Annotated in this window: 22 protein-coding genes; 7 read left to right on the forward strand and 15 right to left on the reverse strand. The window is 58.4% G+C overall.

The window, feature by feature from the left end:
• The first annotated feature begins 130 nt into the window (after positions 1-130).
• Complete coding sequence (locus tag EK23_RS14725) at positions 131-1,765, forward strand: hypothetical protein (RefSeq protein WP_145998675.1); 1,635 nt, start codon at positions 131-133, stop codon at positions 1,763-1,765.
• Here the strand turns inward: EK23_RS14725 and ubiB are convergent.
• The 6 genes from ubiB to hslV all read right to left on the reverse strand — a co-directional run bounded on the left by ubiB (position 1,700) and on the right by hslV (position 7,117).
• Positions 1,700-3,346, reverse strand: coding sequence for a ubiquinone biosynthesis regulatory protein kinase UbiB (ubiB, locus tag EK23_RS14730; protein WP_045226143.1), 1,647 nt, complete (start codon positions 3,344-3,346; stop codon positions 1,700-1,702). The two genes, EK23_RS14725 and ubiB, sit on opposite strands and share 66 nt — an antisense overlap.
• Positions 3,343-3,981, reverse strand: a complete 639-nt coding sequence (locus EK23_RS14735; RefSeq protein ID WP_045226144.1) for a ubiquinone biosynthesis accessory factor UbiJ — start codon at positions 3,979-3,981, stop codon at positions 3,343-3,345. Before EK23_RS14735 ends, ubiB begins: the two co-directional genes overlap by 4 nt.
• A 2-nt stretch (positions 3,982-3,983) precedes the next feature.
• Positions 3,984-4,730 (reverse strand): bifunctional demethylmenaquinone methyltransferase/2-methoxy-6-polyprenyl-1,4-benzoquinol methylase UbiE, encoded by a 747-nt coding sequence (gene ubiE / locus EK23_RS14740; protein ID WP_045226145.1) that lies wholly within the window; start codon positions 4,728-4,730, stop codon positions 3,984-3,986.
• A gap of 133 nt (positions 4,731-4,863) precedes the next feature.
• On the reverse strand, positions 4,864-5,232 hold the full coding sequence (locus tag EK23_RS14745; protein WP_045226146.1) for a gamma-butyrobetaine hydroxylase family protein: 369 nt from the start codon (positions 5,230-5,232) through the stop codon (positions 4,864-4,866).
• A complete protein-coding gene (hslU, locus tag EK23_RS14750; protein WP_045226147.1) occupies positions 5,229-6,554 on the reverse strand; it encodes an ATP-dependent protease ATPase subunit HslU in 1,326 nt (441 codons plus the stop codon). Before hslU ends, EK23_RS14745 begins: the two co-directional genes overlap by 4 nt.
• Positions 6,555-6,556: 2 nt before the next feature.
• Positions 6,557-7,117, reverse strand: a complete 561-nt coding sequence (gene hslV, locus EK23_RS14755) for an ATP-dependent protease subunit HslV (protein ID WP_200892166.1) — start codon at positions 7,115-7,117, stop codon at positions 6,557-6,559.
• A 155-nt stretch (positions 7,118-7,272) separates the two neighbouring features.
• Here hslV and EK23_RS14760 point away from each other — a divergent pair, with 155 nt between their 5' ends.
• Entirely contained in the window at positions 7,273-8,094 is an 822-nt protein-coding gene (locus EK23_RS14760) for a cytochrome C assembly family protein (RefSeq protein WP_045226148.1), read from the forward strand.
• 66 nt (positions 8,095-8,160) lie between these two features.
• Here EK23_RS14760 and EK23_RS14765 read toward each other — a convergent pair whose 3' ends face one another.
• The 9 genes from EK23_RS14765 to EK23_RS14805 form a co-directional block, all read right to left on the reverse strand.
• Positions 8,161-8,493 (reverse strand): flagellar protein FliT, encoded by a 333-nt coding sequence (locus EK23_RS14765; RefSeq protein WP_045226149.1) that lies wholly within the window; start codon positions 8,491-8,493, stop codon positions 8,161-8,163.
• A 2-nt stretch (positions 8,494-8,495) separates the two neighbouring features.
• The gene (gene fliS / locus EK23_RS14770) at positions 8,496-8,930 is read right to left on the reverse strand and encodes a flagellar export chaperone FliS (protein ID WP_045226150.1); all 435 of its coding nucleotides are present in this window, start codon (positions 8,928-8,930) and stop codon (positions 8,496-8,498) included.
• 49 nt (positions 8,931-8,979) lie between these two features.
• Complete coding sequence (gene fliD, locus EK23_RS14775) at positions 8,980-11,007, reverse strand: flagellar filament capping protein FliD (protein ID WP_045226151.1); 2,028 nt, start codon at positions 11,005-11,007, stop codon at positions 8,980-8,982.
• A gap of 40 nt (positions 11,008-11,047) precedes the next feature.
• Positions 11,048-11,482, reverse strand: a complete 435-nt coding sequence (locus EK23_RS22600) for a flagellar protein FlaG (protein WP_082054219.1) — start codon at positions 11,480-11,482, stop codon at positions 11,048-11,050.
• Between the two features lie 64 nt (positions 11,483-11,546).
• Positions 11,547-13,160, reverse strand: coding sequence for a flagellin N-terminal helical domain-containing protein (locus tag EK23_RS24230; RefSeq protein ID WP_045226152.1), 1,614 nt, complete (start codon positions 13,158-13,160; stop codon positions 11,547-11,549).
• Positions 13,161-13,417: 257 nt separating this feature from the next.
• A complete protein-coding gene (locus EK23_RS24235; protein ID WP_045226153.1) occupies positions 13,418-15,022 on the reverse strand; it encodes a flagellin N-terminal helical domain-containing protein in 1,605 nt (534 codons plus the stop codon).
• A 321-nt stretch (positions 15,023-15,343) separates the two neighbouring features.
• Positions 15,344-16,027 carry a TMEM165/GDT1 family protein gene (locus EK23_RS14795; protein ID WP_082054220.1) on the reverse strand — a complete coding sequence of 228 codons (684 nt, stop codon included), beginning with the start codon at positions 16,025-16,027 and terminating at the stop codon, positions 15,344-15,346.
• Positions 16,028-16,038: 11 nt separating this feature from the next.
• A complete protein-coding gene (locus tag EK23_RS14800) occupies positions 16,039-16,971 on the reverse strand; it encodes a ZIP family metal transporter (protein WP_235282083.1) in 933 nt (310 codons plus the stop codon).
• Between the two features lie 91 nt (positions 16,972-17,062).
• A complete protein-coding gene (locus tag EK23_RS14805; RefSeq protein WP_145998676.1) occupies positions 17,063-17,722 on the reverse strand; it encodes a hypothetical protein in 660 nt (219 codons plus the stop codon).
• Positions 17,723-17,891: 169 nt separating this feature from the next.
• Between EK23_RS14805 and surE the strand changes: the two genes are divergently transcribed.
• The 5 genes from surE (at position 17,892) to EK23_RS14830 (ending at position 24,004) form a co-directional block, all read left to right on the forward strand.
• On the forward strand, positions 17,892-18,647 hold the full coding sequence (gene surE, locus EK23_RS14810; RefSeq protein WP_045226155.1) for a 5'/3'-nucleotidase SurE: 756 nt from the start codon (positions 17,892-17,894) through the stop codon (positions 18,645-18,647).
• Positions 18,644-19,303 carry a protein-L-isoaspartate(D-aspartate) O-methyltransferase gene (locus EK23_RS14815; protein WP_045226156.1) on the forward strand — a complete coding sequence of 220 codons (660 nt, stop codon included), beginning with the start codon at positions 18,644-18,646 and terminating at the stop codon, positions 19,301-19,303. Before surE ends, EK23_RS14815 begins: the two co-directional genes overlap by 4 nt.
• A gap of 131 nt (positions 19,304-19,434) precedes the next feature.
• The gene (locus tag EK23_RS14820) at positions 19,435-20,055 is read left to right on the forward strand and encodes a DedA family protein (protein WP_200892167.1); all 621 of its coding nucleotides are present in this window, start codon (positions 19,435-19,437) and stop codon (positions 20,053-20,055) included.
• 13 nt (positions 20,056-20,068) lie between these two features.
• The gene (locus EK23_RS14825; RefSeq protein ID WP_045226157.1) at positions 20,069-21,265 is read left to right on the forward strand and encodes an iron-containing alcohol dehydrogenase; all 1,197 of its coding nucleotides are present in this window, start codon (positions 20,069-20,071) and stop codon (positions 21,263-21,265) included.
• 60 nt (positions 21,266-21,325) lie between these two features.
• Positions 21,326-24,004, forward strand: a complete 2,679-nt coding sequence (locus tag EK23_RS14830) for a bifunctional acetate--CoA ligase family protein/GNAT family N-acetyltransferase (RefSeq protein ID WP_045226158.1) — start codon at positions 21,326-21,328, stop codon at positions 24,002-24,004.
• Positions 24,005-24,213 lie beyond the last annotated feature (209 nt).

Consider the following 24,213-nt stretch of genomic DNA (forward strand, 5'->3'; position numbering starts at 1 on the left):
CCCAAATCTGGCCTGGGCCCTGCTCGCGGAAATCGCAGCCATCGTCCTGATCTGGGCCATCGTCGCTTTTTGGCGGGCGAGAAGGCGCCACAAGCAGCGCTATGCGGCCCTTGAGGCGTTGCTGAATCGCATGCAGCAGGAACAGGCTGCACGGGTGTCCCAAAAATCGGGATTGTTGCACACGGCACTAGGCGTTCCCCTCGCTGCCGCCCAAGCCGCTGCCGACCAGGTCGTCGCTGAAGAGCGCAGTTTCATGAAGTCCCTGCTGTTGCCACAATTGCAAGGCGCTGACGACTTTCCGGAACAACTGGACCAACTACTTTACCGCTATGCCGACGCGCAGTTCGAGGCCTGGTTGAATGCCGTGTCCTCCCATGCGCCAACGGCGCAATCGGCCCCTCATCTCGCCGGGCCCGACTCCGACCTGCTGAACCCGGACGTTGAAGATATCGATGCCGAGGGTTTCAGCTACGCGGACGAAGTATCGCATTTCGATGAACCACACGGCTTGCTGGACGCGGGAGAGCCTAATTCCGATGAGGCGCCCCCCAGCCAGGACCTCGTTCCGGATTTGCCCTTTGCCGAATCCACCCTGACCGATTCTCAGGAGGAGGACCTCGTTCAAGAAAGCCCAGAAGCTAATGATACGCCCCTGGATGTGTTCGAGGATGTTCTGCAGGCAAGCTTTGAGCGTGACCAAGCGGACACAGAGCAAGAGCCGGTTATGGAGAAACCGTCACCTAGGACCCAGGAGGAGATCGATGCGGATATCGCGGCCAGCCTGAGGGAATTGGAAGCAGCGATGGGTGAGATTCCCCACACTACGTCGGTCGCCACTGAGGAAGAAGACAAGGCGTACGAGTTAGACCTGACAATGCCGACACCGCTCCTTGACGCTGTGGCTGACGATCTGGAGCAGGCGGAAGAAAGCGTGAACGATTCCGAAGCTGAGCTGCTCGACGACGCGCTGCCTGGCGAGGCAGATGATGAACCGACCACCACTCCCGACTACGAGGAAATCGTCGACCTGCAGGCAGAACCTGCAGCCCTGGAGCGCCAAGCCCTGCCATCCAGAGACCAGGAACTGGATGCCCTGCTCAGCGAGCCTTGGGGACAGCCGGAGGCCGAGGTCGACCTTGCCTCTTACCTGTCCGAAACCGATCCTCAGCTTGAAACGCCCGAGTTCGCTGCCAGCGACGAGACCGAACCATTGCAATCGGACACCTTCGCTATGACGACGCCCACAGACGAGCCGGTCTATCTGGCTGAATCCGTTGATACCCTACTCGGCGATTTATGGGGCGAAGACGGCGAGGGCATCGCGAAGATCGCCAGTATCGATGATTCGGAATCGGCCGAAGATGCTGCGGGAACTTTCGCCGAAATCACCGACAGTTGGAGCGAAGATCCGGACGGTCCGGGGAAAGCGCTGGAAGATGACATTTCTGACTTACTGGCTACGCCTGGCGATGCCATCGCCGCCGATGAAGCACTTTTCGAGGGCCTGAGAACCTCGGAGGCGACGCCACATGAGCCCGCCAACAGCTCCGCCGAAGCGCCCACTCCCGGCTTGCCCGTTGAAGAGAGCGAAATCGATCCGGAGCCGCTCTTGGGGATCGACGCGGAGCTGAGGCCTGCCCAACAGATCCCGGACCCTGCGGAAAGCGCAGTGCCTGAAAAAAAACGCGCTACCCGCAAGTCAAAGCCACGAGGCAAGAAGAAGAAAAGCCCCGAGCCCGCCGACAGTGCCGGCAGCAAAGACTAGTGCATGCGCATCGCCCAGCAACTGCCCGCCATTGACCAGCACCAGCGCCGAACTCAGCACCAAGGCAGCCCCGCCTATGCCGCCCACCGTTCGCCGCTGATTGCGCCGCATTTCCTCACGCATGCGGTCGAACTCCCGTGAGTCCACGCGCATCTCCAACCGTCCATCCGCCGCACGCTGCAACACGTCATGAATCATGGCGGGCACCTCGGGCCACTGCTGGGCCCATTCGGGCAGTTGCTCGCGCACCTTGCGCAGGACCGCCTGCGGCCCGACCCGGTTCTTGTACCAGGTTTCCAGGAAAGGCTTGGCCGTCTTCCACAAATCCAATTCCGGATACAGGTCGCGTCCCAGTCCCTCGATGTTGAGCAGGGTCTTTTGCAGCAAGACCAGTTGCGGCTGCACCTCCATGTCGAAACGGCGCGCCACTTGGAACAGGCGCAGCAGCAGATGGCCGTAGGAAATGTCCTTGAGCGGCTTTTCGAAGATCGGTTCGCAAACGCTGCGTATGGCCGACTCGAATTCCTCCGCCCGGGTCGTTGCGGGAACCCACCCGGATTCGATGTGCATTTCCGCCACGCGGCGGTAGTCCCGGCGAAAAAACGCCAGGAAGTTTTCCGCCACGTAGTGCTGGTCGGCCTTCGAGATGCTGCCGACGATGCCGAAATCCACCGCGATGTAGCGCGCTCCCGGCGCCACGAAGATGTTGCCGGGGTGCATGTCGGCGTGGAAGAAATTGTCGCGGAAAACTTGGGTGAAAAAAATCTCGACGCCCCGTTCGGCCAGCAATTTGAGATCGATGCCTTCGCGCTTCAGGCGCGCCACATCACCCACGGGAATGCCGTTGATGCGCTCCATCACCATGACTTCGGTGCGCGTGTAGTCCCAGTACACCTTCGGGATGTAGATTATCGGCGAATCCTCGAAGCGCCGGCGGATCTCAGAGGCATTGGCGGCTTCGCGTACAAGATCCAGTTCATCTAGGATGGTCTTTTCAAATTCGGCCACCACCTCCACCGGCCGAAGACGCCGCGCCTCGGGCCAGAAGCGCTGGGCTAGACGCGCGAGTTCGAACAGCAGCCCCAAGTCCGAACGGATTCGCTTCTCCACGCCCGGCCTCAGCACCTTGACCACCACCGATTCTCCGCTGAACAGAACCGCGCAGTGCACCTGAGCAATGGAAGCGGAAGCCAAAGGGCTTTCTTCGAATTCCCGAAAGATCTCGCCGATGGGGCGTCCCAGGCTCTTCTCGACGATTTTTCGCGCTTCCACCCCGGAAAACGCTGGAACCCGGTCCTGGAGCTTGACCAACTCCTCGGCTACATCCTCTGGCAGCAGGTCGCGCCGTGTGGAAAGGGTCTGGCCGAACTTGACGAAGATGGGGCCCAGATCTTCCAGGGCCTGCCGGATACGCACGCCACGCGGTTCGTGTCTTACGCGTCTCCAGGAACCCGGAGTGAGGGAGTGAAGAAAACGAACCGGACGAAAAAGGTGGGTCGCGAGGATAAGATCGTCCAGCCCGTGATGAAGCAGCACCCATTGGATATGCAACAGGCGACGGATACTATCCGGACGGATCACGACGAAGGGTGCCCCGCCGATAGCAGGCTCAAGCGCTCAATACGAGCCGCGAGGCGATCGCTGTCGGCACGCAGAGTGTCCACATCGCGAAGGAATCCCTCCACCTCTGCGGCCGCTGGCAATGAGCGAGCCTCTTCCTGCAGGTACTCCGTGACATCCATGCGCAGGGTTGCCGCCGACGCCAGGGCCCAGCGGTGCCACGTCTGCAGGCCGGTGACGAGTCGATCGCCGAGGTCATGACCCAAGCCACGAACCAAGAAGCCCTCCCAATCGATCCGCAACGCTTCGAGCACGCCAGCAAATCGGCGCGCCGTATCGAGATCGCCATCGATGCGCACATGCCCGCCGAATATCGCGGCGTCCTTCGATTCCTCAAGTCCGGCCAGGGCGAAACCCCAGGGCGAGCCAGACAGCGTGACGTCCGCCTCGCGCTCGCTGCGCTCATGAATTTGCACACCGCTTTCGGAGTGGTAGAAATAGAGGCTTTCGGTGAGCGGCGACACGCGCACAGCAACCAGTTTGCCGCACAGGGGCTGCAGCAAACGCCCTGAATCGGCGTCCAAGGCGAGAAAGCGCTGAAGGGCCGCCTCCAGCCGCTCCCGCAGCAACGCCAAGCCCAGGCTGGAACCCGCCATGGCTAGAACTTGTAGCCGCGGTGAACCGCCACCACGCCGTGGGTCAGGTTGAAGTATTCGCAGCGTTCAAGCCCCGCGTCCTGCATCATCGACTTCAGTTTTTCCTGATCGGGGTGCATGCGGATCGACTCGGCGAGGTAGCGGTAGCTTTCGGCATCGTTGGCGATGAGCTTGCCCAGGAGCGGCAAGACCTTGAAGGAATAGATGTCATAGGTCTTCTTCATGAGCTCGCCCTGAACTTGGGAGAACTCAAGGATGATGGCCCGTCCACCGGGCTTGAGCACCCTGTGGATAGAGCGCAAGGCCTGCTCCTTCTGTGTGACGTTGCGAAGCCCGAACGCAATGCAGACGCAGTCGAACTGATTGTCACGGAATGGCAGTTTCTCCGCATCGATCTGCGCATAGACCACATTGCCTGCGACGCCTTCGTCGATCAGGCGGTCGCGCCCGCGCTGCAACATCGCCGCGTTGATGTCGGACAGCACCACGCGGCCCTCCGGACCGACCCGCTTCTGGAACAGCGCGGTCATATCACCCGTGCCGCCCGCGAGGTCGAGCACCTTCTCGCCCCGGCGGACATGGCTCAACTGGATGGCAATACGCTTCCAGATACGATGAATTCCCAGAGACATTAGGTCATTCATCAGGTCGTACTTGTTGGCGACAGAGTCGAAAACCTCCCTCACCAACTTGGACTTCTCGCCCACGGGAACCTGTCTGAAGCCGAAATGGGTTCTATCTTCCGTCATCTCGATTTTATGGGTCTTAGATACTTCGATTATTGCCTGCTCAGGGAAACCGATATGTAACGGCTACGCCCTGGCGATCCCGAAAAAGCAACCCCATGCGCCAGCCCGAAAACGCCTGAGCAGGGGCACCCGCTTATGGCTTACGTTCGTAACCGGACTCCCGCAGGCGTCGGAGGTACTCCCCCCACAACTCCTTTTGATGGGTGCCCAGATTGTACAGCAACTCCCAGGTAAAGATGCCGCTGGCATGGCCATCGCTGAAGCTCGGGCAAATGGCATAATTTCCGACGGGCCGGATATCTGTGATGCTCACCTCTTCCTTGCCGACCTGCAGGGTCTCCTGCCCCGGCCCGTGGCCGCGGACTTCTGCCGATGGCGAATAGACCCGCAAGAATTCGCATGGCAATTCGAAGCGCGCCCCATCCTCGAAGCACACTTCCAATACCCGCGACACCTGATGAAGCGTAATTTCGGTGGGCAAAGGCCCTGAATTCTCGCTCATAGTATGTACCGGCTCAGGTCTTCATCCTGGGCCAACTCGCCCAGTTGTTGGTCGACGAAGCCGGCATCGACAGTCACGGTCTGCCCGTCGAAGTCGGCAGCAGAATAGGACACGTTTTCCAGAAGCCGCTCCAGCACCGTGTGAAGGCGGCGCGCGCCGATGTTTTCAGTTCGCTCGTTGACTTCAAAGCTGATCTGAGCGACGCGGGCAATCCCCTCATCCGTGAACTTCACATCGACCCCTTCCGTGCCCAACAAGGCCGCATACTGCTCGGTCAGCGACGCATCAGGTTCAGTCAGGATGCGGACAAAATCCTCGGCTGCCAAGGCATCAAGCTCCACACGGATGGGAAACCGTCCCTGCATCTCCGGTATCAGGTCTGAGGGCTTGGACAAGTGAAAAGCCCCCGACGCGATGAACAGGATGTGATCGGTGCGAATCATCCCGTATTTCGTGCTCACCGTACTGCCTTCCACCAAGGGCAGCAGATCGCGCTGCACGCCCTCGCGGGAAACATCGGGACCGCCGTAATCGGAGCGCTTGCAGATCTTGTCGATCTCGTCGATGAAAACAATGCCATTTTGCTCCACCGCTTCCACGGCACGCAGTTTGACATCCTCCTCATTGACCATCTTTGCCGCCTCTTCCTCCCTCAGCACCTTAAGAGCATCTTTTACCCGCAACTTGCGCATGCGGCGGCGGTTTGACCCTATGTTCTGGAACAGGCTCTGCAACTGGCTGCTCATTTCCTCCATGCCGGGCGGCGCCATGATCTCGACGCCCATGGGCGAAGCCTGGACTTCGATCTCGATTTCCTTGTCGTCCAGTTCGCCACTGCGCAGCTTCTGGCGGAACTTCTGCCGGGTGGGCGATTCGCCTGAAGCATCTGCGGCGGACCAGGTTTCGGCGCCCGGTAGCAAGACATCGAGCACCGCCTCTTCCGCTGCCTTTTCTGCGCGTGCTTGCACCTTTCCCATTTCCGCCTGGCGTGTCATCTTCACCGCGGCATCCACCAGGTCACGGATGATGGATTCCACGTCGCGTCCGACGTAGCCCACTTCGGTGAACTTCGTCGCTTCCACCTTGATGAAGGGAGCCTGCGCCAGGCGCGCCAGCCGTCTCGCAATCTCCGTCTTGCCCACACCGGTGGGCCCGATCATGAGTATGTTCTTGGGTGTGATCTCGTCACGCAAGGACTGATCCACGCGGGCGCGCCGCCAACGGTTGCGTAAGGCGATGGCCACCGCGCGCTTGGCTGCTGCTTGACCGACTATGTGCTTGTCAAGCTCGTGGACGATTTCTCTGGGCGTCATTTGGGTCATGTTCAAGCAACGTCTTCGCTCGTGGAACCTAATTCTTCGATGGTCAGATTGTGATTGGTATAAATGCAGATGTCAGCGGCGATGTGAAGAGCCTTTTCCACGATCTCGCGCGCGCCCAGCTCCGTGTTTTCCCACAGCGCTCGGGCGGCGGACTGCGCGAATGGGCCACCGGAGCCGATTGCGATGAGGCCGTTTTCAGGCTCGATCACGTCGCCCGTGCCGGAAATGATCAGGGAGGCCTTTGCATCGGCCACGGCTAGCAATGCCTCCAGGCGGCGCAAAGCGCGGTCGGTGCGCCAATCCTTCACCAGTTCCACCGCCGCCTTGGTCAGGTTGCCTCGCTGCTTTTCCAGTTGGCCCTCAAAGCGCTCGAACAGGGTAAAGGCATCCGCGGTAGCGCCGGCAAAGCCTGCAAGGACTCGTCCGTGGTAAAGCCGCCGAACCTTGCGGGCGTTGCCTTTCATGACGGTGTTTCCCAGAGTGACCTGGCCGTCACCACCCAAGACCACAGAGTCGCCCCGGCGTACGGAAACGATTGTTGTACCGTGAAAGGATTCCACCATGGGTTTATCCAAGTTAAAGGATCAAGATTTTACACAATTTGGCCGGACCCAGCTTCAGTTTCCGGACTGAAGCGGGCGTTTGGTTAGCCTTTGCGCAAACGCATATTCACGCCAACCGAGGATTATGACAGACTAAGACGCTGAGGAGACGACCCATGAACCCTACCCTGCCGGGTATTGCAGCGATTCTCGCCTATGCCGCGGCCACCGCCGCACTGGTCAAATCGTTCAACTCCGACTATATCCTGTCGCCCGTTTCCAAGCGTGAGAAGCTGACCACACTCGTACTCGGTTGGCTGGCCGCCCTTTTTCACGCGGTGAGTCTGAACGGCATGTGCGACCGCGCCGGGCACGTAAATTTCAGTTTCCTCAGCACCTCGTCCCTGGCGGCGCTCAGCATTGTCATCATCCTGCTGGTGACCGCTGTCACCAAACCGATCGATAAGCTGGGGGTCGTCATTTTCCCTCTGGCTGCAATGATCGTCCTGGCACGCGTCGTATTTCCCGAAGAAGCGCATGTGCTCAAGACACATTCATGGCAAATGAATGTGCATATCCTGGTTTCCATGCTTTCCTACAGTTTCTTGAATATCGCTGCCTTGCAGGCTTTGCTGGTCGCATTTCAAGATCGGCACCTGAGGCGGCACCAGAGTAGCGGTCTGGTAAGGTCCCTGCCACCGTTGCAGACCATGGAAAAGCTCTTGTTTCAGCTGATCGGAGCGGGGTTTGTACTGTTAAGTATCTCTCTGATTAGCGGGTTCTTTTTCATCGAGAACCTGTTCGCGCAGCACCTGGCCCACAAGACGATCCTGTCGATTCTGGCCTGGTTCGTTTTTGCCGTGTTATTGGGAGCCCGAGCGACCCGTGGCTGGCGCGGGCAGATTGCGATCCGCTGGACCCTGGGTGGCTTCCTGGCGCTAATGCTTGCCTACTTCGGAAGCAAGATGGTTTTGGAGTGGATATTGAAGAAGGGCTGACCCGATGGCCTTCTCGACGGGGGCGACTTTCGCGCTTAGGGGACGCGACTGACGCAGTACCTGCGTTTAGATCGTGTCCTCGTAAATCTTTGAGTAGTTGGACTCCGCTTTGCGCATCCGTCTGAGATTAGCGAGTTCGTGACCCGCCTTATCGCGGGCCTGTTGCGCCAGTTCAACTAATTCTCGGTTCAATACCTGAACCTTCCGAACCAGTTCAAGCCAACGTCCTTCTGAAAAATCCGCGTCGTCGAGATCCGAAAACAAAGCTTTCAAAATGACGACTCGCTTGCTTTGCAGGGACTCTAACGCATCAGGCTCGCCGGATTCGATGGCGTGCCTCAGATGCAGGGTCGTTTCAATCAGGGCCTCGGCCAGAGCATCGCGCTCGATGGTGGTCATGATCAAACCTCACCAACAGAGGCAGCAGCCTCTCCTTCGACCTGCTTATTAGCCGCAACCCGGATTGCCGACCAGGCGCTACCAACTTCCTGCAGCAGCGAACTGACCTCGTCCAGAAGTTCCGGCTTGTTTGCACTGCTGGCATCGAGCAGGCGGCGAATCATATAGTCGTAGAGGGAATCCAGGTTAGAGGCGAGGTCCCCACCTTTTTCTTTATCCAGGCAAGACTGAAGGTAAGCGATGATATCCATGGCCTTGCTGATCGCCTTACCTTTGGTCGCAAAGTCCTTACGCTCCATGGCACCTTTGGCGATGGAAATCCGCTCTTGCACTCCATCGAACAGCATCGTAATCAGCGTGTGCGGATCGGCATAGGCCGCGCCTGCATCAATGTTCGTCTGTTTATATTCGTTTAATGCGCGCCGCGCCGGGGTCATGGCCATTCTCCAAAGTTGTGTGGGCTGAATTCCGCTAAACCGGATTCACCTAATTCGAGTTGCCGCTGTACGGCAAATTCTTCAATTGCTGGCTCAAATAGCTACCCGTGGACTGAAGCTGTCCTACCAGCGAGTCCATGGCGGTAAACTGTTTCAAAAGTCGCGCTTGAAACTTTTCCATGCGGTCAGCGAGTTTCGTGCGATCTTCGGTAATCTGGTCAAGGTCCTTCTGCATACCGGCGCTGCGCGCCGCAACCGAACCTGTCGAACCCAGAATGCTGCCCAGCGCCTTGTTGAGCCGCTCCATCAACCCCCTGGAGAACACGACCGACCCTCGGAGACCTACGCTGTTGTCCTCGATCAGTACCTTCAGACCGGTAGCCGCGCCACCGATAGCACTCAATTGCTGGCCCTTGCCCTCGGCCGCAAGACCGCCAATGGTTCCCGCAATGTCGGTTCCATCCGTAGCCATGGCAGACGAATCGAGCCCTAGCGTGGCATTGGAACTACCCATGCTGACTTTCGACGCAGAGCCAAAGCTCTTGGATGTGATCAGTAAGTGGTTGCCTTCGTCCAAGGACGCGGTCACGGACAAGCCCACTTTGCGCAGCGATTCGTCCCCGTTGATGCGGGACTGGATCTCAGTCAGAAGCGACTGACTGTCGGTGTAATTTCCGGCGGTAAGCTTGATCGTCCCGGATACTGCACCGTCAACGTTAATACTGAAGCTGTCATTAACACCCGCAGAAATTACTAGCGGGGTGCCGACGCTCAGTGAAAGCGCCCCCCCCCCCTTCAAAGTCCCCTGCGTTGCTGCACGCGTCACCTCGACACCATAGCTTCCAGGCTGGGTCTCGGGGTTTGCGTCCACGTACTGCACGCCAGAATCACTCGCCCGCCCAATAACCGAAAACAACGCAGCGACTTCATCCCTATTGCTTTCCAAGGCTTTGCTCAGTTTGCTGCTGTCCAGGCTTACCGTGCCATCGGCACTGGTTTTAAGACCGATGTCGACCAAGCTTCTGACCGATCCCGTCAAACCGGGAATTGGCTGGGTCAGAAGGCTTCGCACCATTGACATTGCCCCCTGAACCGCAGGGTCTCCAAGCAGAGGTCCGGCTTTCTTGGCCTCCGCGTCGTAACTCGCCACTTCCTTGATGGTCGACAACAAGTCATTGTAAGCTTTCGTAAAAGCCTCTAGCGCCTTGCTCGTATCGTCGCTGCTACCCTTGGTGATTCCGACATCGATCAATGTTTTTGAATTTGGATCCTCAGCCTTGAGCAACTTGAACGTCACCCCTTTCAGGACATTGCTCACCGTGTTGCTTGCGCTGGATACCGGTAGTCCATTGATATTGAGTAGTGCATCCTCCGCAGTTTGGGTCTGTATTGCAGCGTCACCCGCAACAGTCCCGCCGGTGTACTGGAGAGCATCAATACCTGTTATTTGCATGGCATTCTTGGCGCCGCTGTCCGCCGAATTCAGTACCAACTGATAGCCCGTGCCATTGAAAAGTATGGCGGCGGACACACCCGCATTAGCTTTGTTGATGGCGTCGCGAATCCCAGCCAGCGTATTGTTGGTGCCATCAATATTCAGGGTCAAACTACCTTTTTCCGCATTTTGGGTGAAGGTCGTTGTGGTGCCGGATGCACCCGAAGCGGTCGTGTAGGTTCCGAACTTGATGGTCAGCGTACCGGTGCCGACTGGGTCATTGGCTGTCTTGTACGTTCCCGAACTCGCCAACGCATGAGACTGCGCCAGTTGCTTGACCTCGACCTTGTAGTTTCCGAGGTCGGCATTACTGGCAGCAGAAACCGTCAGCATGTCTTCGTTGCTGGACGTCGCGCTGACCTGCTTGAATTGGTTGAGACTGGTCAGCCCGGAAAGGCTGCTTCTGAAGTCGGCAAGCGCTGATTTGAACGTGCCAAACGCAGTCACCTTTGCCTGGATGCCCGCTTCCTTTTTATCTAGGCGGGCTGTGACGGGCTTTTGCTCGGCTTCCACCAACTGGGTAACCAGGCCGTTGATGTCAATGCCTGATCCCAATCCGGTCGAAGATACAATGCTGGCCATTTTACGCCTCCCGCCACATGCCTATTTGACATTCAGCCCGTCAGACCTTGCCCTCGAACAACAGTCCCTTCAAGCGATCCAGCTCTTTCGCGATCTTGACTACCTCCTCCCGAGGGATCTGCCTGATCACTTCGCCTGTTTCCTCATCCTTGATCTGCACAATCATGTGACCGGTATCGTCATCCAATTTGAACTGCAATGAGCGTCTTACCACTTGAAGAAAATCGTTGACGTTCTTTACGGCTTCTTCTACCTGCTGCTTCCCCGACGGCGCTTCCCGACCCGGTAGCGTAGCATCCTCAGTTTTGGTTGCTGGAGCAACCACTTGGCCTTGTGAAGCTAAGCGAACCACACCTTCTGAAGAAGGATCACTCGCCGATCTGGCTGCTTCCTCACTTCCCTGCCCCCCCTGTCCCCGTTGCCAGGCAGGAAGTGGAACGGCTTTCATGCCTTGGATTGGGTTTATGGTGTCCATTTGCGTCTCCTAACTTTCAGCGAAACAGCGGCGGCGCTCTGCGCCGCCGCCAACCTCTAGACAACTAGCGTAGGAGGGACAGTACGTTCTGGCTCGAGGCGTTGGCTTGCGAGAGCATCGCCGTACCGGCCTGTTGCAGAATCTGCGTCCGGCTCAGTTCCGCCGTTTCCGATGCAAAGTCCGCATCTTGAACCCGGCTACGTGCTGCACTCACATTCTCGACCGACACCTGCATGCTGCTAATTGCGGAGCTGAAGCGGTTCTGGATCGCGCCCAAGGTAGCTCTCAAGTCATCAACGAACGAAAGTGCACCATCGATACGCTTTATTGCGTCATTGGCCTGCTTCTGAGTCGCGACCGTCGCATTACCGACATTGTCTAACTGACTGGCAACCGTCGTCTGGCCAAACAGCGTTCCAGATGTACTCGTGGTTATTGAATAGCCTTGTGACGAACTGAAAGCAACGGTTCCCACAACCACCGCTGAACCGGAAGCAGCGCCTGCGGCAACGGAAGTAAGGGTGGTCTTCGCACCGATCAAGAAACCACCGGAGCCGGCCACTGCGGCTGTCTGAGTAGAGCTTGCATTGACGGTCTGAAGATTCAGCTGGCCGGCGGATGAGCCCGTCGCGCCGTTGGCATTCTTGAAGTTTTGAATCCCAATGTTGTAGCCTTGCGACTGCGTCATCGTAATTGATGCTTTATCTGCGCTTAGTTCAGCCGTGATACCAGTTGCAGATGCAACATTGTTGATTGCGTTGGCTAAGTCGCTTAGATCATTTGCATTCGTAATATTAGTTGTGATCAGAACCCCTGTATCCGCCGCCTTGGTCGCTTCGTTTGATCCAAACAACTCCATCTGGAATGTACCGCTAGCAGTCAATCCAGACAAATATGCCTTGGTAACAGCGGTCGCGTTAACATTCGTCGTAGCGGCAGCACCGTTGACTGCGTCAGCAACGTACTTGGCACTGATGTTATGTGTCGCTGAACCCGAGACGCCCACTGCTGTTGGCGTACCAGTGGAACCCGTGATTGTCAACGTTTGAGCTTGAATGAACCCACCCGAGGCCGCGGTACCTGCGGCGAAAACGCTGGTACCTGTGACTGCGTTGGCGGCAGTTCCGGATACACCAGTGGCAGAACCATTGGAGACAAGACTGTTTGCCCCAATATCAGTAGCACGCGCACTTCCAATCGAGAAACTGATTGTCTGCTCGGAGTAGGCGCCAATCTGAAATTTCTGTGCGGTGAAATCGCCGTTCAGAACATTTTTTCCATTGAATTGGGTCTGAGTCGCAATGCGGGTAATTTCCTGCTGCAGTTGCGACACTTCCTTCTGAATAGACAACCGGTCGGACGCCGTGTTCGTATCGTTAGCTGCCTGTACTGCCAGTTCGCGCATACGTTGCAGAACACCGGTCACCTCGCCCAGCGCACCTTCGGCAACTTGTGCGACCGAAATGCCATCATTGGCGTTGCGCTGCGCCTGATTCAAACCCCTGATTTGCGATGACATGCGGTCGGCGATGGCGAGACCTGCCGCATCGTCTTTCGCGCTGTTAATACGCAGACCTGAAGACAGTCGTTCCATCGCCGTGTTCATGGCTATTCCCGACTTGTACAGATTTCTCTGCGCGTTAATTGAAGCAATGTTTGTGTTGATGACTTGTGCCATGACACGTCTCCTGGATTCTATGAACTTGAGATTCTTGAATGTTCGGATGCAATTTCATCCGTTTGCTCTCGCTCCATGTATCGGAGCAGTCTTCAAAATCTTTATGTTGCTGGACCTCCGAAGAAATCCTCTGGAATAGAGGCAGGAGCTAGCATAGGTTCTGTCCGTGTACTAAAAGCCCCGCCCTTCAAGGGGCGGGGCTTTTTAAGGATGGCGAGATCACCACGCCCGCCGAATATTCCGATGGTCTTGTCAGGCTAGCCCTGCAGGAGTTGCAGAACGTTCTGCGTAGACGCATTCGCCTGGGAAAGCATCGCAGTACCCGCTTGCTGTAGAATCTGCGTCCGGCTCAATTCGGCAGTCTCGGCCGCGAAATCGGCGTCCTGGATTCGGCTCCGGGCCGCACTCACATTCTCCGCACTGGACTGCATGCTGCTGATGGCAGAAGTAAACCGGTTCTGCAACGCACCCAAGGTTGCCCTCATGTCATCGATGAATGCCAGAGCGCCGTCTATTCGCTTTATGGCATCGTTGGCCTGGACTTGAGTCGCCACCGTCGCTTCGCCGACGTTCGACAAAGTACTTGCCTGGGTTGCCGATGCAAACAAGGTGTTAGCGGGGAACCCTGAATCAGCAGTACTCGTGATGGAATATCCGGCCGAAGAGCTGAATTCAACGGTACCTATCACAACACCCGCACCCGAAGACCCAGCTGCGAGAGTGGCTTGACTACCTACCAGAAATCCCGCAGGAGCCGTCGCTGTAGAACTGGCATCTACAGTTTGCAGCTTGAAGGTGCCGCCACCTGCACCTGTTACGGCGTTCGCGTTCTTAAACCCTTCGATTCCTATGTTGTAACCTTCCTGCTGAGTCAAGGTAAGACTGGCTTTGTCTGCACTCAACTCCGCGGTAATTCCAGTCGCGGAACTCACATTGTTGATCGCCTGCTCCAGTGCGGAAAGATCATTGGTGTCCGTTATGGTCGCTGTTACCTGTATGCCACTGGAAGTAGCGGTAGCTTCGTTCGCTCCATACAGGCTCATCTGGAACGTGCCTGCCACGGTAAAGTTGCTGACATAGGCTTTAGTCACAGCTGACGCATTAACAGCGGTAGTAGCGGCCGCGGCATTGACTTTTTCCGCCACGTCCCGGGCACTCAACTGTTTGGCCCCCGTCCCGGTGCCACTTGCCAGCGTCACCGTTGTCGGCGTTCCAGTTGAGCCCGTGATTGTTAGTGTTTGATTAGATATTCTGCCGCCCGAGGCCGTACTAGCGGCAAACGCGCTCGTCCCAGTCACGGCGCTTGCGGCGGAACCAGAAACTGCGGCGGCTGTACTAACCAAAGAGTTTGCGCCAATATCGATCGCCCGGGCACTCCCTATGGAAAAGCTGATGGTTTGGTCAGCGTAAGCGCCGATCTGGAATTTCTGTGCCACGAAATCGCCATTTAGAATACTTTTGCCGTTGAATTGTGTCTGGGTAGCGATGCGAGTGACTTCCTGCTGTAGCTGCTGGACTTCTTTCTGGATAGAAAGCCGATCGGAAGCGGTGTTGGTATCGTTCGCCGCCTGCACCGCCAACTCGCGCATACGCTGCAGAACACCCGTGATTTCTCCCAAAGCTCCTTCAGCAACCTGCGACACTGAAATGCCGTCGTTGGCGTTGCGTGCCGCTTGATTGAGGCCTCGAATTTGCGAGGTCATGCGATCGGAAATCGCAAGACCCGCCGCATCGTCGCGGGCGCTATTGATGCGTAGTCCTGAGGAAAGGCGCTCCATGGCCGTATTCATGGCAACGCCGGATTTGGACAGGTTTCGCTGGGCGTTGAGGGACGCGATGTTGGTATTGATGACTTGTGCCATGACACATCTCCTAACAATTTGTTGAGATATCTAGTTGGCCGGAGATACGTACACCATCGAGGTCACTTCGTCTCAAAACCGTGATGATGGGAAATGCTTCCAAACCCGGCATTTTCGGGACTAGTCAATCAACTACCGTGCCAAAAGCCTGAGAGCCTTTAATTGCAGGGCTTCAACGGAATCCTGAACAGATTTCGGGGAGATGAAGATAGGCGGCAGCGGCAAATTTTCGCCGCATCTGAAGCCTGATTACGATGGAATTTTGACGGGCCTTGCCGGCCGGCAAGCGCCAGAAATGCTGAGAATGGAGGAAAAAGCGACTTAGCGCTGGAAGATCGACAGGATACGGCCGACCAAGGTGTCCATATGCTCGGGCACCCACTCCCAAGCGGCGAAGGCCGCAAAACCAAGGAAAAATAGGCCGCTGAGCCGATGCAGCCAGTGTACCGGCAGATGGCGCAGGAACGCCTTTCCTGCCCACACACCGGCCGCCGAAGTACCCACGAGGGCCAAAGTCGCGCCAACCCAGATGGGCAGCGGCGGTAAGGTGGCCCCCAAACCCGCGACCGCAAGCTGCGTCTTGTCACCGAACTCGGCGGCAAAAATCAGCAGAAACGTCGTCACGAAAATGCCGTGGCCACTCTTCTCCACGCCATCGCCTTCGTCCTCATCGTCACTGGCAAGCAGCGCCTTGAGTCCGAAAGCGGTGAACAGAATGATGACCGAGAGGCCCAGGACATCCGCAGGAATCCAGCGCGCGAGCGCCGCGCCAAACAGAACCGCCAATAGATTTAGAAGCGCAAACGCGGCCGATGCGCCGGCCACGATGGGCGTCGCTCGGTAGCGCCCTGCCAGAGTCATGCAGACCAACTGGCTCTTGTCACCGATCTCGGCAGCGGCGATAAGGGCAAAGGAACTGCCCGAAACGCTCAACCAACGCAGTGCGTCTTCCCCGGCAGCGCCCGAGACCCACTCCTGCCAGTGGGACGGCAGCAGACAACTCATGGAGGCTTAGATCAACTCAGCATGTTGTCCAGTATCATCATAATGACGAAACCCACCATCACGGCGAAAGTAGCCATACGCTCCTTACCCTTGGACTGGGTCTCCGGAATGATGTCGTCACTGATCACGAAAAGCATGGCGCCGGCGGCGAAGGCCATGCCAAAGGGCAACAGGGACGAGAACACCGTCACCGCGGCAACCCCTAGGAATCCGCCGATGGGCTCAACCAAACCGCTGAGCGTGCCTATCAGCACCGCCTGCTTGCGGCTGTATCCTAGGCCGACAAGGGGCAACGCGACGGCCAAGCCTTCAGGGATGTTCTGCAGTGCGATGGCTATGGCTAAGGAAGCCCCATTATGCCAGTCGCCAGAGCCGAAGCTGACGCCCACCGCCATGCCTTCCGGAAAGTTATGCACGGTGATCGCGATGATGAAGAGCCAGATCTTGCGCAGCGACCCGATCAATTCCGAACGGTCCTCAAAGGGGCCGTGATGCGGCAGCATGCGGTCCGCCACTTCTAGAAAAACGGCACCGATCAGCATGCCCAAAGCCACTATGTAGATACCTTTCCCCGGCCAGATGGCATTTCCATACTGAATGCCCGGCACTACCAGGGAAAAGGCCGTAGCCGCCAGCATGACGCCGGCGGCGCCGCCCAGCATGATGTAGAGCGTCCGTTGCTTGACCTCATTGAAGAAGAGCGCAGGCAGGGATCCCAGACCGGTGGCCAAACCCGCCAGGATGCTGGCAAGGGAACCGTAGGCGACTATGGGATTGACGAAGTAGTAGAGGAAGCCCAGGATGACCGTGGTGTACATCGCCAGCGACGCCACCACGATCAAGCGTTGCATCAAAGGGCTTTGATTCTCGAACTTGTGATAGAAGGGCCAGGCCAGCACCTTCTTCGCCATGAGTTCCAGAGTGTCCAGCGCATTCACGTGCATCAACGATCTCCGTCTTATTGTTTTAAGGCTTGGCCAGATCCGTCTGTGGACATGACACGGCGAATCGGATCAGATTTTCAGGTTGTTTGTCTTATCCTCGGAGGACCGGATGATCGGTCTCGCCTCGACCTTCCGGCGAAGCCACCGGCTTCTCGCGTAGCATGAAAAATGCGGAGCCCCCAAGGATGAGCAACGCCGGAAGCAGATTATATGTCAGCAGCCAGAGCCCGTTCGGAACCCGGGTGACATAGCCCCAAAATCTTTCCTCGTTTCCGGGAGAGTAGTCATTGGGCAGGAAGCAGGAAGTGTACGTGTGGAAGTTGCCGTCAAAGACAAAGCATTTCGCCCCTTCCTTGGTAAAAAAGCTGCTGTGCCTCGGGTTGATCGAGCCGTCGTCATAAACGGTCTGCAAAACATGCACTGCGGCCTTCAATTTGTCGTCCTGGTTCCCCGGGTTCTTTTGAAACTCAAAGGTGTGGTTTTCACCGGTCACATTCAAGCTATAGGAGTAGAGTTCCTGCCCATCACTGTAGCGGTGCAAGCTGCCTGTCGACCAGTCGGCCTGGGCAACGGTGGACAACGCAAGTAGAAGGGATAGCCGCAACGCGGCCTTGATTGCAAAACCCCAAGTAGTCATGGCTTTCACCTGCTTTTTTGATTGACTCGAGGCTATCCTTCGCATCCCGATACGCGCAACCAAATCGGCCACAGCATCAAGACCGCAGGTCGACGATGGGGAATCCGACTTCATTGTGACACATTGACGCAGGCGTACAAATTTCCCACCCGAAGAATTATGCAATTACCGAAGAAGCCTCGCAAAAAGTCCGAAAGCGCCACTTGACTGTTGCATTGGGACGGCCTCTTTTCGGGGTGCAGAAATGCTAGAATGTCGGCCACAGACTGATTTTCAGGCGAACATGCACATACTCCTGAGCAACGATGACGGTTATTCCGCCCCGGGATTAATCGCCCTGGCTAATGCGCTCAAAGGTCTGGCTGACATCACCGTGGTGGCACCGGAGCGCAATCGCAGCGGAGCCAGCAACTCCCTCACCCTTGACCGGCCACTTCGCGCCACGACCACGGAATCCGGATTCATCAAGGTGGACGGAACCCCGACGGACTGTGTACACCTCGCGATAACCGGCCTGCTGGACCGGGAGCCCGACATGGTCTTCGCCGGAATCAACCACGGCGCCAACATGGGTGACGATGTCATCTATTCGGGCACCGTGGCTGCGGCCACCGAAGGGCGCTTTCTGGGCCTTCCCGCCATCGCAATATCCCTCGCCGGCGTGGTGCCCTGCCATTTCGACACGGCCGCCCAGGTGGCTGTCACGCTATTCGGGCAGATTCGGCGCCATCCCCTGCCGGCGGATACAATCCTCAACGTCAACGTGCCGGATGTACCAATGGCGGAAATCAAGGGTTTTCAGGCGACCCGGCTTGGGCAACGGCACAAGGCGGAGCCCGTCATCCGCTCCTCGGACCCGCGCGGCCGCGAAATCTTCTGGGTGGGTTTAGCCGGCCCGGAGCAGGATGCCGGCCCCGGCACAGATTTTCACGCCCTGCGGCACAATTTTGTCTCGGTCACACCGCTGCAGATCGATCTGACCCGCTACGAAACCCTGGAGCGCCTGGCCGACTGGCTGCCTGACGGAATCGCCGCATGAATCAGCGCATCCAAGGAATCGGCATGACCTCCCGGCGAACCCGGGAGCGCATGGTGGCCCGCATTCGCGAACAGGGCGTGCGCAATGAGTTGGTGTTGGACACCATGTTGGAAACGCCACGGCATATTTTCGTGGAGGAAGCCTTCGCCAGCCGCGCCTATGACGACACCCCCCTGCCCATCGGCTTCAACCAGACCATTTCCCAGCCATACATTGTCGCCCGCATGACGGAACTGCTGCTGGAGCATGGGTCCCCGCAGAAGGTCCTCGAGGTGGGCACCGGTTCCGGCTACCAGACCGCCGTCCTCGCCCAACTGGTCAAGCTGGTCTACTCCGTGGAACGCATCTATCCCCTGCAGCAACGAGCACGCCGCTGCCTGCAGGACCTGCACCTGCGCAACGTACGCATGAAGCACACCGATGGCACATGGGGCTGGGAGGAATACGGGCCATTTGACGGCATTATCGTCACTGCGGCTCCGGAAGAACCGCCCAAGGCGCTGCTGGAACAGTTGAAACCCGGCGGCGTGCTGGTGCTCCCGGTCGGTGACGCGCGCGCTCAAGTGCTGCAGCGCATCACCCGCAGCGAGAACGACTACGAGGTGGAAACCCTGGAGCCTGTCATCTTCGTCCCACTGCTGGATGGCGTGGCCTGAAGGAGCCGCGGGCCTATTCGCGGTTCTCACGGTGCAGGCACGCTCCGCCAAAATCACTGCCTTTGCCGAAGCAACCCAGGATGAATTTATTCCGCGTTTTCTGAACTGACACAAGACTCCCGGAGACTACTGTGCTGCATGAACTCATCAACTGGCTCGTGAACACCATAGGCGCCATGGGCTACCTGGGCGTGTTCCTGCTCATGGCCATGGAAAGCTCGGTCATCCCCGTACCCAGCGAGGTGGTGATCCCGCCGGCGGGCTATCTGGCCCAGCAAGGCAAGATGCACATGGGGCTGGTGATAATGTCCGGCACCCTGGGCAGCCTGGTGGGAGCCTACGCCAACTATTTTGCCGCCCGCTATCTGGGCCGACCGCTCTTACTCAAATACGGTCGCTACGTCTGGATCACCGAGGAGCACTTCGAACAGGTGGAGACATATTTCCGACGCCACGGCGAAATCTCCACCTTCATCGGCAGACTTTTGCCGGTGGTGCGGCACCTCATCTCACTGCCCGCCGGTCTGGCCGGCATGAATCACCTGCGCTTCTCACTATACACCCTGCTGGGGTCTGCCATCTGGGTCACCGTGTTGGCCTGGATCGGCTACTTCATCGGTGAGAACGAGGAACTGATCCTGAAATACTCTCATCAGGCGGTTCTGGATGTGATTGCCTTCAGCGCACTCCTGGTTGCCGGTTACATTTGGTGGCATCGGCGCAAGGCTGCACGTTCGGAGGTATCCGGCTAACCCGGATTCCTGCATGACCCTTTCGCCTTTTGCCATCGGCCGTCTGCCTCGCATCCTGTTCGGGGCGGGCCAGTTGCAAGCCCTGCCCTCCCTGGTCCGGCAGTTTGGTGTCCGAACCCTCCTGATCACGGGCGCGCGCTCCTTCCGTGATTCAACCCACTGGGTCTGGCTGCAAGACCAATTGACCGGATTCGGCGTCGCGACGGTAGACATGCGGATAAGCGGCGAACCGTCCCCAGACCTGGTAGACGAGGCTGTAGCGCGCTGGCATGGCACGGGCGTCTCCTCGGTGGTGGCCATTGGCGGCGGTAGCGTGCTGGATGCTGGCAAGGCCATCGCGGGACTTTTGCCTTTCGGAAACTCGGTGATGGATCACCTGGAAGGTGTCGGCCGCGATATTCCCTACCAGGGCCCCGCCCTGCCCTTCATCGCCGTGCCTACCACCGCGGGAACGGGCAGCGAAGCCACTAAGAACGCGGTCCTGAGCCGCCACGGTGAGACCGGTTTCAAGAAATCCTTCCGCCACGACACCCTAGTGCCGGAATATGCCATCGTCGACCCGGATTTGCTGGCCACCTGCCCGCCGGACCTCATTGCGGCCGATGGCATGGACGCCTTCACCCAGTTACTGGAATCCTATGTCTCCGCCAAGGCCAACCCATTCACCGATGCGCTCGCCCTGAGCGGTATGGAGTGGTTCCGGCGCGGCTTCTTCGACGCCCTGGCGGGCGGTGACGGCGATGCGGCTCGCTTAGGCAGGGCCGCCATCGCCTATGCGTCGCTGCTTTCCGGCATTACCCTGGCGCAAGCTGGGCTCGGCAGCGTGCACGGCCTCGCCGCACCGCTGGGCGCCTTTTTTCCCATTCTCCACGGCATTGCTTGCGGGACATTGCTGGCGGAAGCGACGGCGGTCAATGTGCGCGCCTTGTGCGAGCGCGGCGAGGACAGCCCGGCATTGGCGAAGTATGCGCAGGTCAGCGCGCTACTGAACAGCCAGGCCTATACTGATGATCATCACGCGGCAATGGCGCTGGTCGAACTGCTCAGGGAATGGACCCGCCGTCTCGGTCTCAAGCGATTGGGCGAGTTCGGTATCCATGCAGGCGACATCGACCGCATTGTTGCCAACGCAAGGGGAAGCAGCATGCAGACCAATCCACTCCTACTGACCGACGCGGAATTGGCCGAGATTCTGACTGCCCGGCTCTAGCCCCCAACCTCGATACTTGAAGCTCGCCTTCACATACGAATTCGCCCAGGGAGACCCACAATGGGTAGGCATTATCTGGAACACCTGTTCAACCCGAGGTCCATCGCCGTGTTCGGCGCCAGCGAACTGCCCGAATCGGTGGGTGGACGCGTCTACCACAATCTGATCGCTTCCGGCTTCAAAGGGCCAGTCTATCCGGTCAACCCCAAATACCAGCAGATCGGCGACAAACCTTGTTATCACTCGATCCATGAAATCGGCGAGACCGTGGACCTGGCGGTCGTCGCAACACCTGCGGCCACGGTTCCGGGGCTCATCAATGCCTGCGGCGAGCACCACGTGCAAGCCGCCATCATCCTTTCCGCCGGATTCGGAGAGCAGGCGGGGGCGGGGAAGGCACTGGAGCGTTCGCTACTGGACGAGGCACGTCGGGCCAACATACGAATTCTTGGCCCCAACTGTTTGGGGCTGATGCGGCCCGCCATCGGACTCAATGCCACCTTCAGCAACAACGTGGCTCAGAGCGGTTCCCTGGCGCTCATCTCACAGTCCGGCGCCCTGTGCACCGCCATCTTGGACTGGGCCAGCGGCCATCAGGTGGGCTTTTCCGCCATGGTCTCGGTAGGCGACACCGCGGACGTGGGCTTTGGCGACATCCTCGATTATCTGTCGATGGACCCCCAAACCCGCAGCATCCTCATGTATGTGGAGGGGGTGCGGGACGCACGAAACTTCATGAGCGGCCTCAGGGCCGCGGCGCGACTCAAGCCGGTGATCGTGATCAAGGCAGGCCGGCACGCGGAAGGCTCCCGCGCCGCCATGTCCCACACCGGCTCCCTGGTAGGTTCGGACGATGTCTTCGACGCCGCGTTGGAGCGCGCCGGCGTGGTGCGCGCCAACACCATCGAGCAGTTGTTCGCCGCCGCGCAATTGCTCTCGACACCACAACGGGTGTCGGGAAACCGCCTGGCCATCATCACCAATGCGGGTGGACCCGGCGTGATGGCCACAGACCGGGCCGTGGAACAGGGCATCCGGCTCGCAGAGTTAAGCGAAAGCACCATTGGCCGCCTGAACCAGGCATTGCCCAAAAGCTGGTCGCACAACAATCCCGTGGACATTTTGGGCGACGCCACGCCCGAGCGCTATCGCGCGGCGACGGAGATCTGCCTGGCCGACGAGCAGGTGGATGGGGTCCTGGTGATGTTGACGCCGCAGGCCATGACCGAACCTACCGATGCCGCTCATGCCGTGATCAAGGCGGCCAATCCGCAGCGCAAGCCGATCCTCAGCTGCTGGCTGGGAGAAAAACAGGTACGCAAAGGCCGTGAAGCCTTCGCGCGCAAACGCATCCCCACCTTCATCAATCCCGAGAGCGCACTGGAGGCTTTCGGCTATCTGTCGGAATTCCGTCGCAACCAGGAACTGTTGATGCAAGCGCCAGGGCCTCTGGCGGAACTCGATGCGCCGGATGTGGAAGGCGCTCAACTCATCATCGAAGGCGCCCTGGCGGAAGACCGCACTCTGCTCAGTTCGCTGGAAACCAAGGCCTTGCTGCGGGCTTTCAACGTGCCCATGTTGCCGGCCATGACCGCACGCACACCCAACGAAGCGCTGGCCGCGGCGGAATACCTCGGTTTCCCAGTGGCCATGAAGATTCTCTCGCCCGACATCACCCATAAGTCCGACGTGGGCGGCGTCTGGCTCAACATCAACCGCGCCCAGGCGGTGCGGCATATTTTTGCCGAGATGCTGGACCACGTACGCGAGGCCAAGCCCGACGCGCGGGTCGAGGGCGTCAGCATCGAAAAGATGTATCGCCGTCCCCACGGGCGCGAAGTACTGGTGGGGGTGATCGACGACCCGGCCTTTGGCCCCGTCATCACCTTCGGCGCCGGCGGCACCGCCGTGGAGATACTCAAGGACCGCGCGGTAGCTCTCCCGCCCCTGAACGACCACATCGCCCGTTCCATGATCCGGCAGACCCATGTCTCAAGGATGCTGCAGCGCTTCCGCAACCTGCCTCCGGCCAACCTGGATGCCGTCACCCACGTGCTGTTGCGCGTTTCGGAAATGGTATGCGAACTGCCCCAGATCAAGGAGATGGACATCAATCCGCTGATGGTGGACGAAGATGGCGCCTGGGCCCTCGATGCGCGCATCGTGGTCCATTACAAACCACCCGGCCAGCGCCCTTACGATCACATGGCCATCCACCCCTACCCCAGCCATCTGGTCAGTTCCTTTCAACTCTTCGACGGCACCGACATCACCATCCGACCGATCCGCCCGGAGGACGCTGAGATGGAAAAGGACTTCGTGCGCAACCTGTCGCCGGAGGCGCGCTATTTCCGCTTCATGGAATCCCTGCAGGAACTCAGCCAGGAGATGCTGATCCGGTTCACCCAGTTGGACTACAGCCGGGAACTCGCCTTCATCGCCACCATCAAGCGCGACTCCTCAGAAGTCGAACTTGGCGTGGCGCGTTATTTCTCCAACCCGGACGGGGAAAGTGGCGAAATAGCCCTGGTAGTGTTGGACGAGTGGCAGAACAAAGGCATCGGCACCCGCCTCATGAGTTGCGTCATCGACGCGGCGCGGGAGAAGGGTTTCAACTCGCTGCACGGCGAAGTATTGGCCAACAACGTAAAGATGCTGTACCTGATGACCAAATTAGGCTTTACCCACCGCTCCAAACCCGACGAACCGGGCGTCGTGCTGGTGACCAAACATTTATGATACCTCGCGGAGTCATACCTTCCAACTTAACCTACCGAGCACCGCACTCTGGCTAGGGCCAGCCAGCCATAACCGAAAATCTCTGTTCGGATAGGCTTTGACGTTAATGAAACGCTTGACCCCATGGCCCGACCGGATCCGGACCTACTTTCAATTCCCACTGCCGCCAAGCAGCGTCTTCGACTTAACAGGGTATTGAAATTCTCAAT

Source organism: Methyloterricola oryzae, assembly GCF_000934725.1.
Taxonomy (GTDB): domain Bacteria; phylum Pseudomonadota; class Gammaproteobacteria; order Methylococcales; family Methylococcaceae; genus Methyloterricola; species Methyloterricola oryzae.

What these genes read in the sequence shown, in the direction of transcription:
- EK23_RS14725 (WP_145998675.1), top strand. Translation starts at nt 131, where the DNA reads ATGCAGCAGGAACAGGCTGCACGGGTGTCCCAAAAATCGGGATTGTTG.
- EK23_RS14735 (WP_045226144.1), bottom strand. Translation starts at nt 3,981, where the DNA reads ATGGCGGGTTCCAGCCTGGGCTTGGCGTTGCTGCGGGAGCGGCTGGAG.
- ubiE (WP_045226145.1), bottom strand. Translation starts at nt 4,730, where the DNA reads ATGACGGAAGATAGAACCCATTTCGGCTTCAGACAGGTTCCCGTGGGC.
- EK23_RS14745 (WP_045226146.1), bottom strand. Translation starts at nt 5,232, where the DNA reads ATGAGCGAGAATTCAGGGCCTTTGCCCACCGAAATTACGCTTCATCAG.
- hslU (WP_045226147.1), bottom strand. Translation starts at nt 6,554, where the DNA reads ATGACCCAAATGACGCCCAGAGAAATCGTCCACGAGCTTGACAAGCAC.
- hslV (WP_200892166.1), bottom strand. Translation starts at nt 7,117, where the DNA reads ATGGTGGAATCCTTTCACGGTACAACAATCGTTTCCGTACGCCGGGGC.
- EK23_RS14760 (WP_045226148.1), top strand. Translation starts at nt 7,273, where the DNA reads ATGAACCCTACCCTGCCGGGTATTGCAGCGATTCTCGCCTATGCCGCG.
- EK23_RS14765 (WP_045226149.1), bottom strand. Translation starts at nt 8,493, where the DNA reads ATGACCACCATCGAGCGCGATGCTCTGGCCGAGGCCCTGATTGAAACG.
- fliS (WP_045226150.1), bottom strand. Translation starts at nt 8,930, where the DNA reads ATGACCCCGGCGCGGCGCGCATTAAACGAATATAAACAGACGAACATT.
- fliD (WP_045226151.1), bottom strand. Translation starts at nt 11,007, where the DNA reads ATGGCCAGCATTGTATCTTCGACCGGATTGGGATCAGGCATTGACATC.
- EK23_RS22600 (WP_082054219.1), bottom strand. Translation starts at nt 11,482, where the DNA reads ATGGACACCATAAACCCAATCCAAGGCATGAAAGCCGTTCCACTTCCT.
- EK23_RS24230 (WP_045226152.1), bottom strand. Translation starts at nt 13,160, where the DNA reads ATGGCACAAGTCATCAACACAAACATTGCTTCAATTAACGCGCAGAGA.
- EK23_RS24235 (WP_045226153.1), bottom strand. Translation starts at nt 15,022, where the DNA reads ATGGCACAAGTCATCAATACCAACATCGCGTCCCTCAACGCCCAGCGA.
- EK23_RS14795 (WP_082054220.1), bottom strand. Translation starts at nt 16,027, where the DNA reads ATGAGTTGTCTGCTGCCGTCCCACTGGCAGGAGTGGGTCTCGGGCGCT.
- EK23_RS14800 (WP_235282083.1), bottom strand. Translation starts at nt 16,971, where the DNA reads ATGCACGTGAATGCGCTGGACACTCTGGAACTCATGGCGAAGAAGGTG.
- EK23_RS14805 (WP_145998676.1), bottom strand. Translation starts at nt 17,722, where the DNA reads ATGAAGTCGGATTCCCCATCGTCGACCTGCGGTCTTGATGCTGTGGCC.
- surE (WP_045226155.1), top strand. Translation starts at nt 17,892, where the DNA reads ATGCACATACTCCTGAGCAACGATGACGGTTATTCCGCCCCGGGATTA.
- EK23_RS14815 (WP_045226156.1), top strand. Translation starts at nt 18,644, where the DNA reads ATGAATCAGCGCATCCAAGGAATCGGCATGACCTCCCGGCGAACCCGG.
- EK23_RS14825 (WP_045226157.1), top strand. Translation starts at nt 20,069, where the DNA reads ATGACCCTTTCGCCTTTTGCCATCGGCCGTCTGCCTCGCATCCTGTTC.
- EK23_RS14830 (WP_045226158.1), top strand. Translation starts at nt 21,326, where the DNA reads ATGGGTAGGCATTATCTGGAACACCTGTTCAACCCGAGGTCCATCGCC.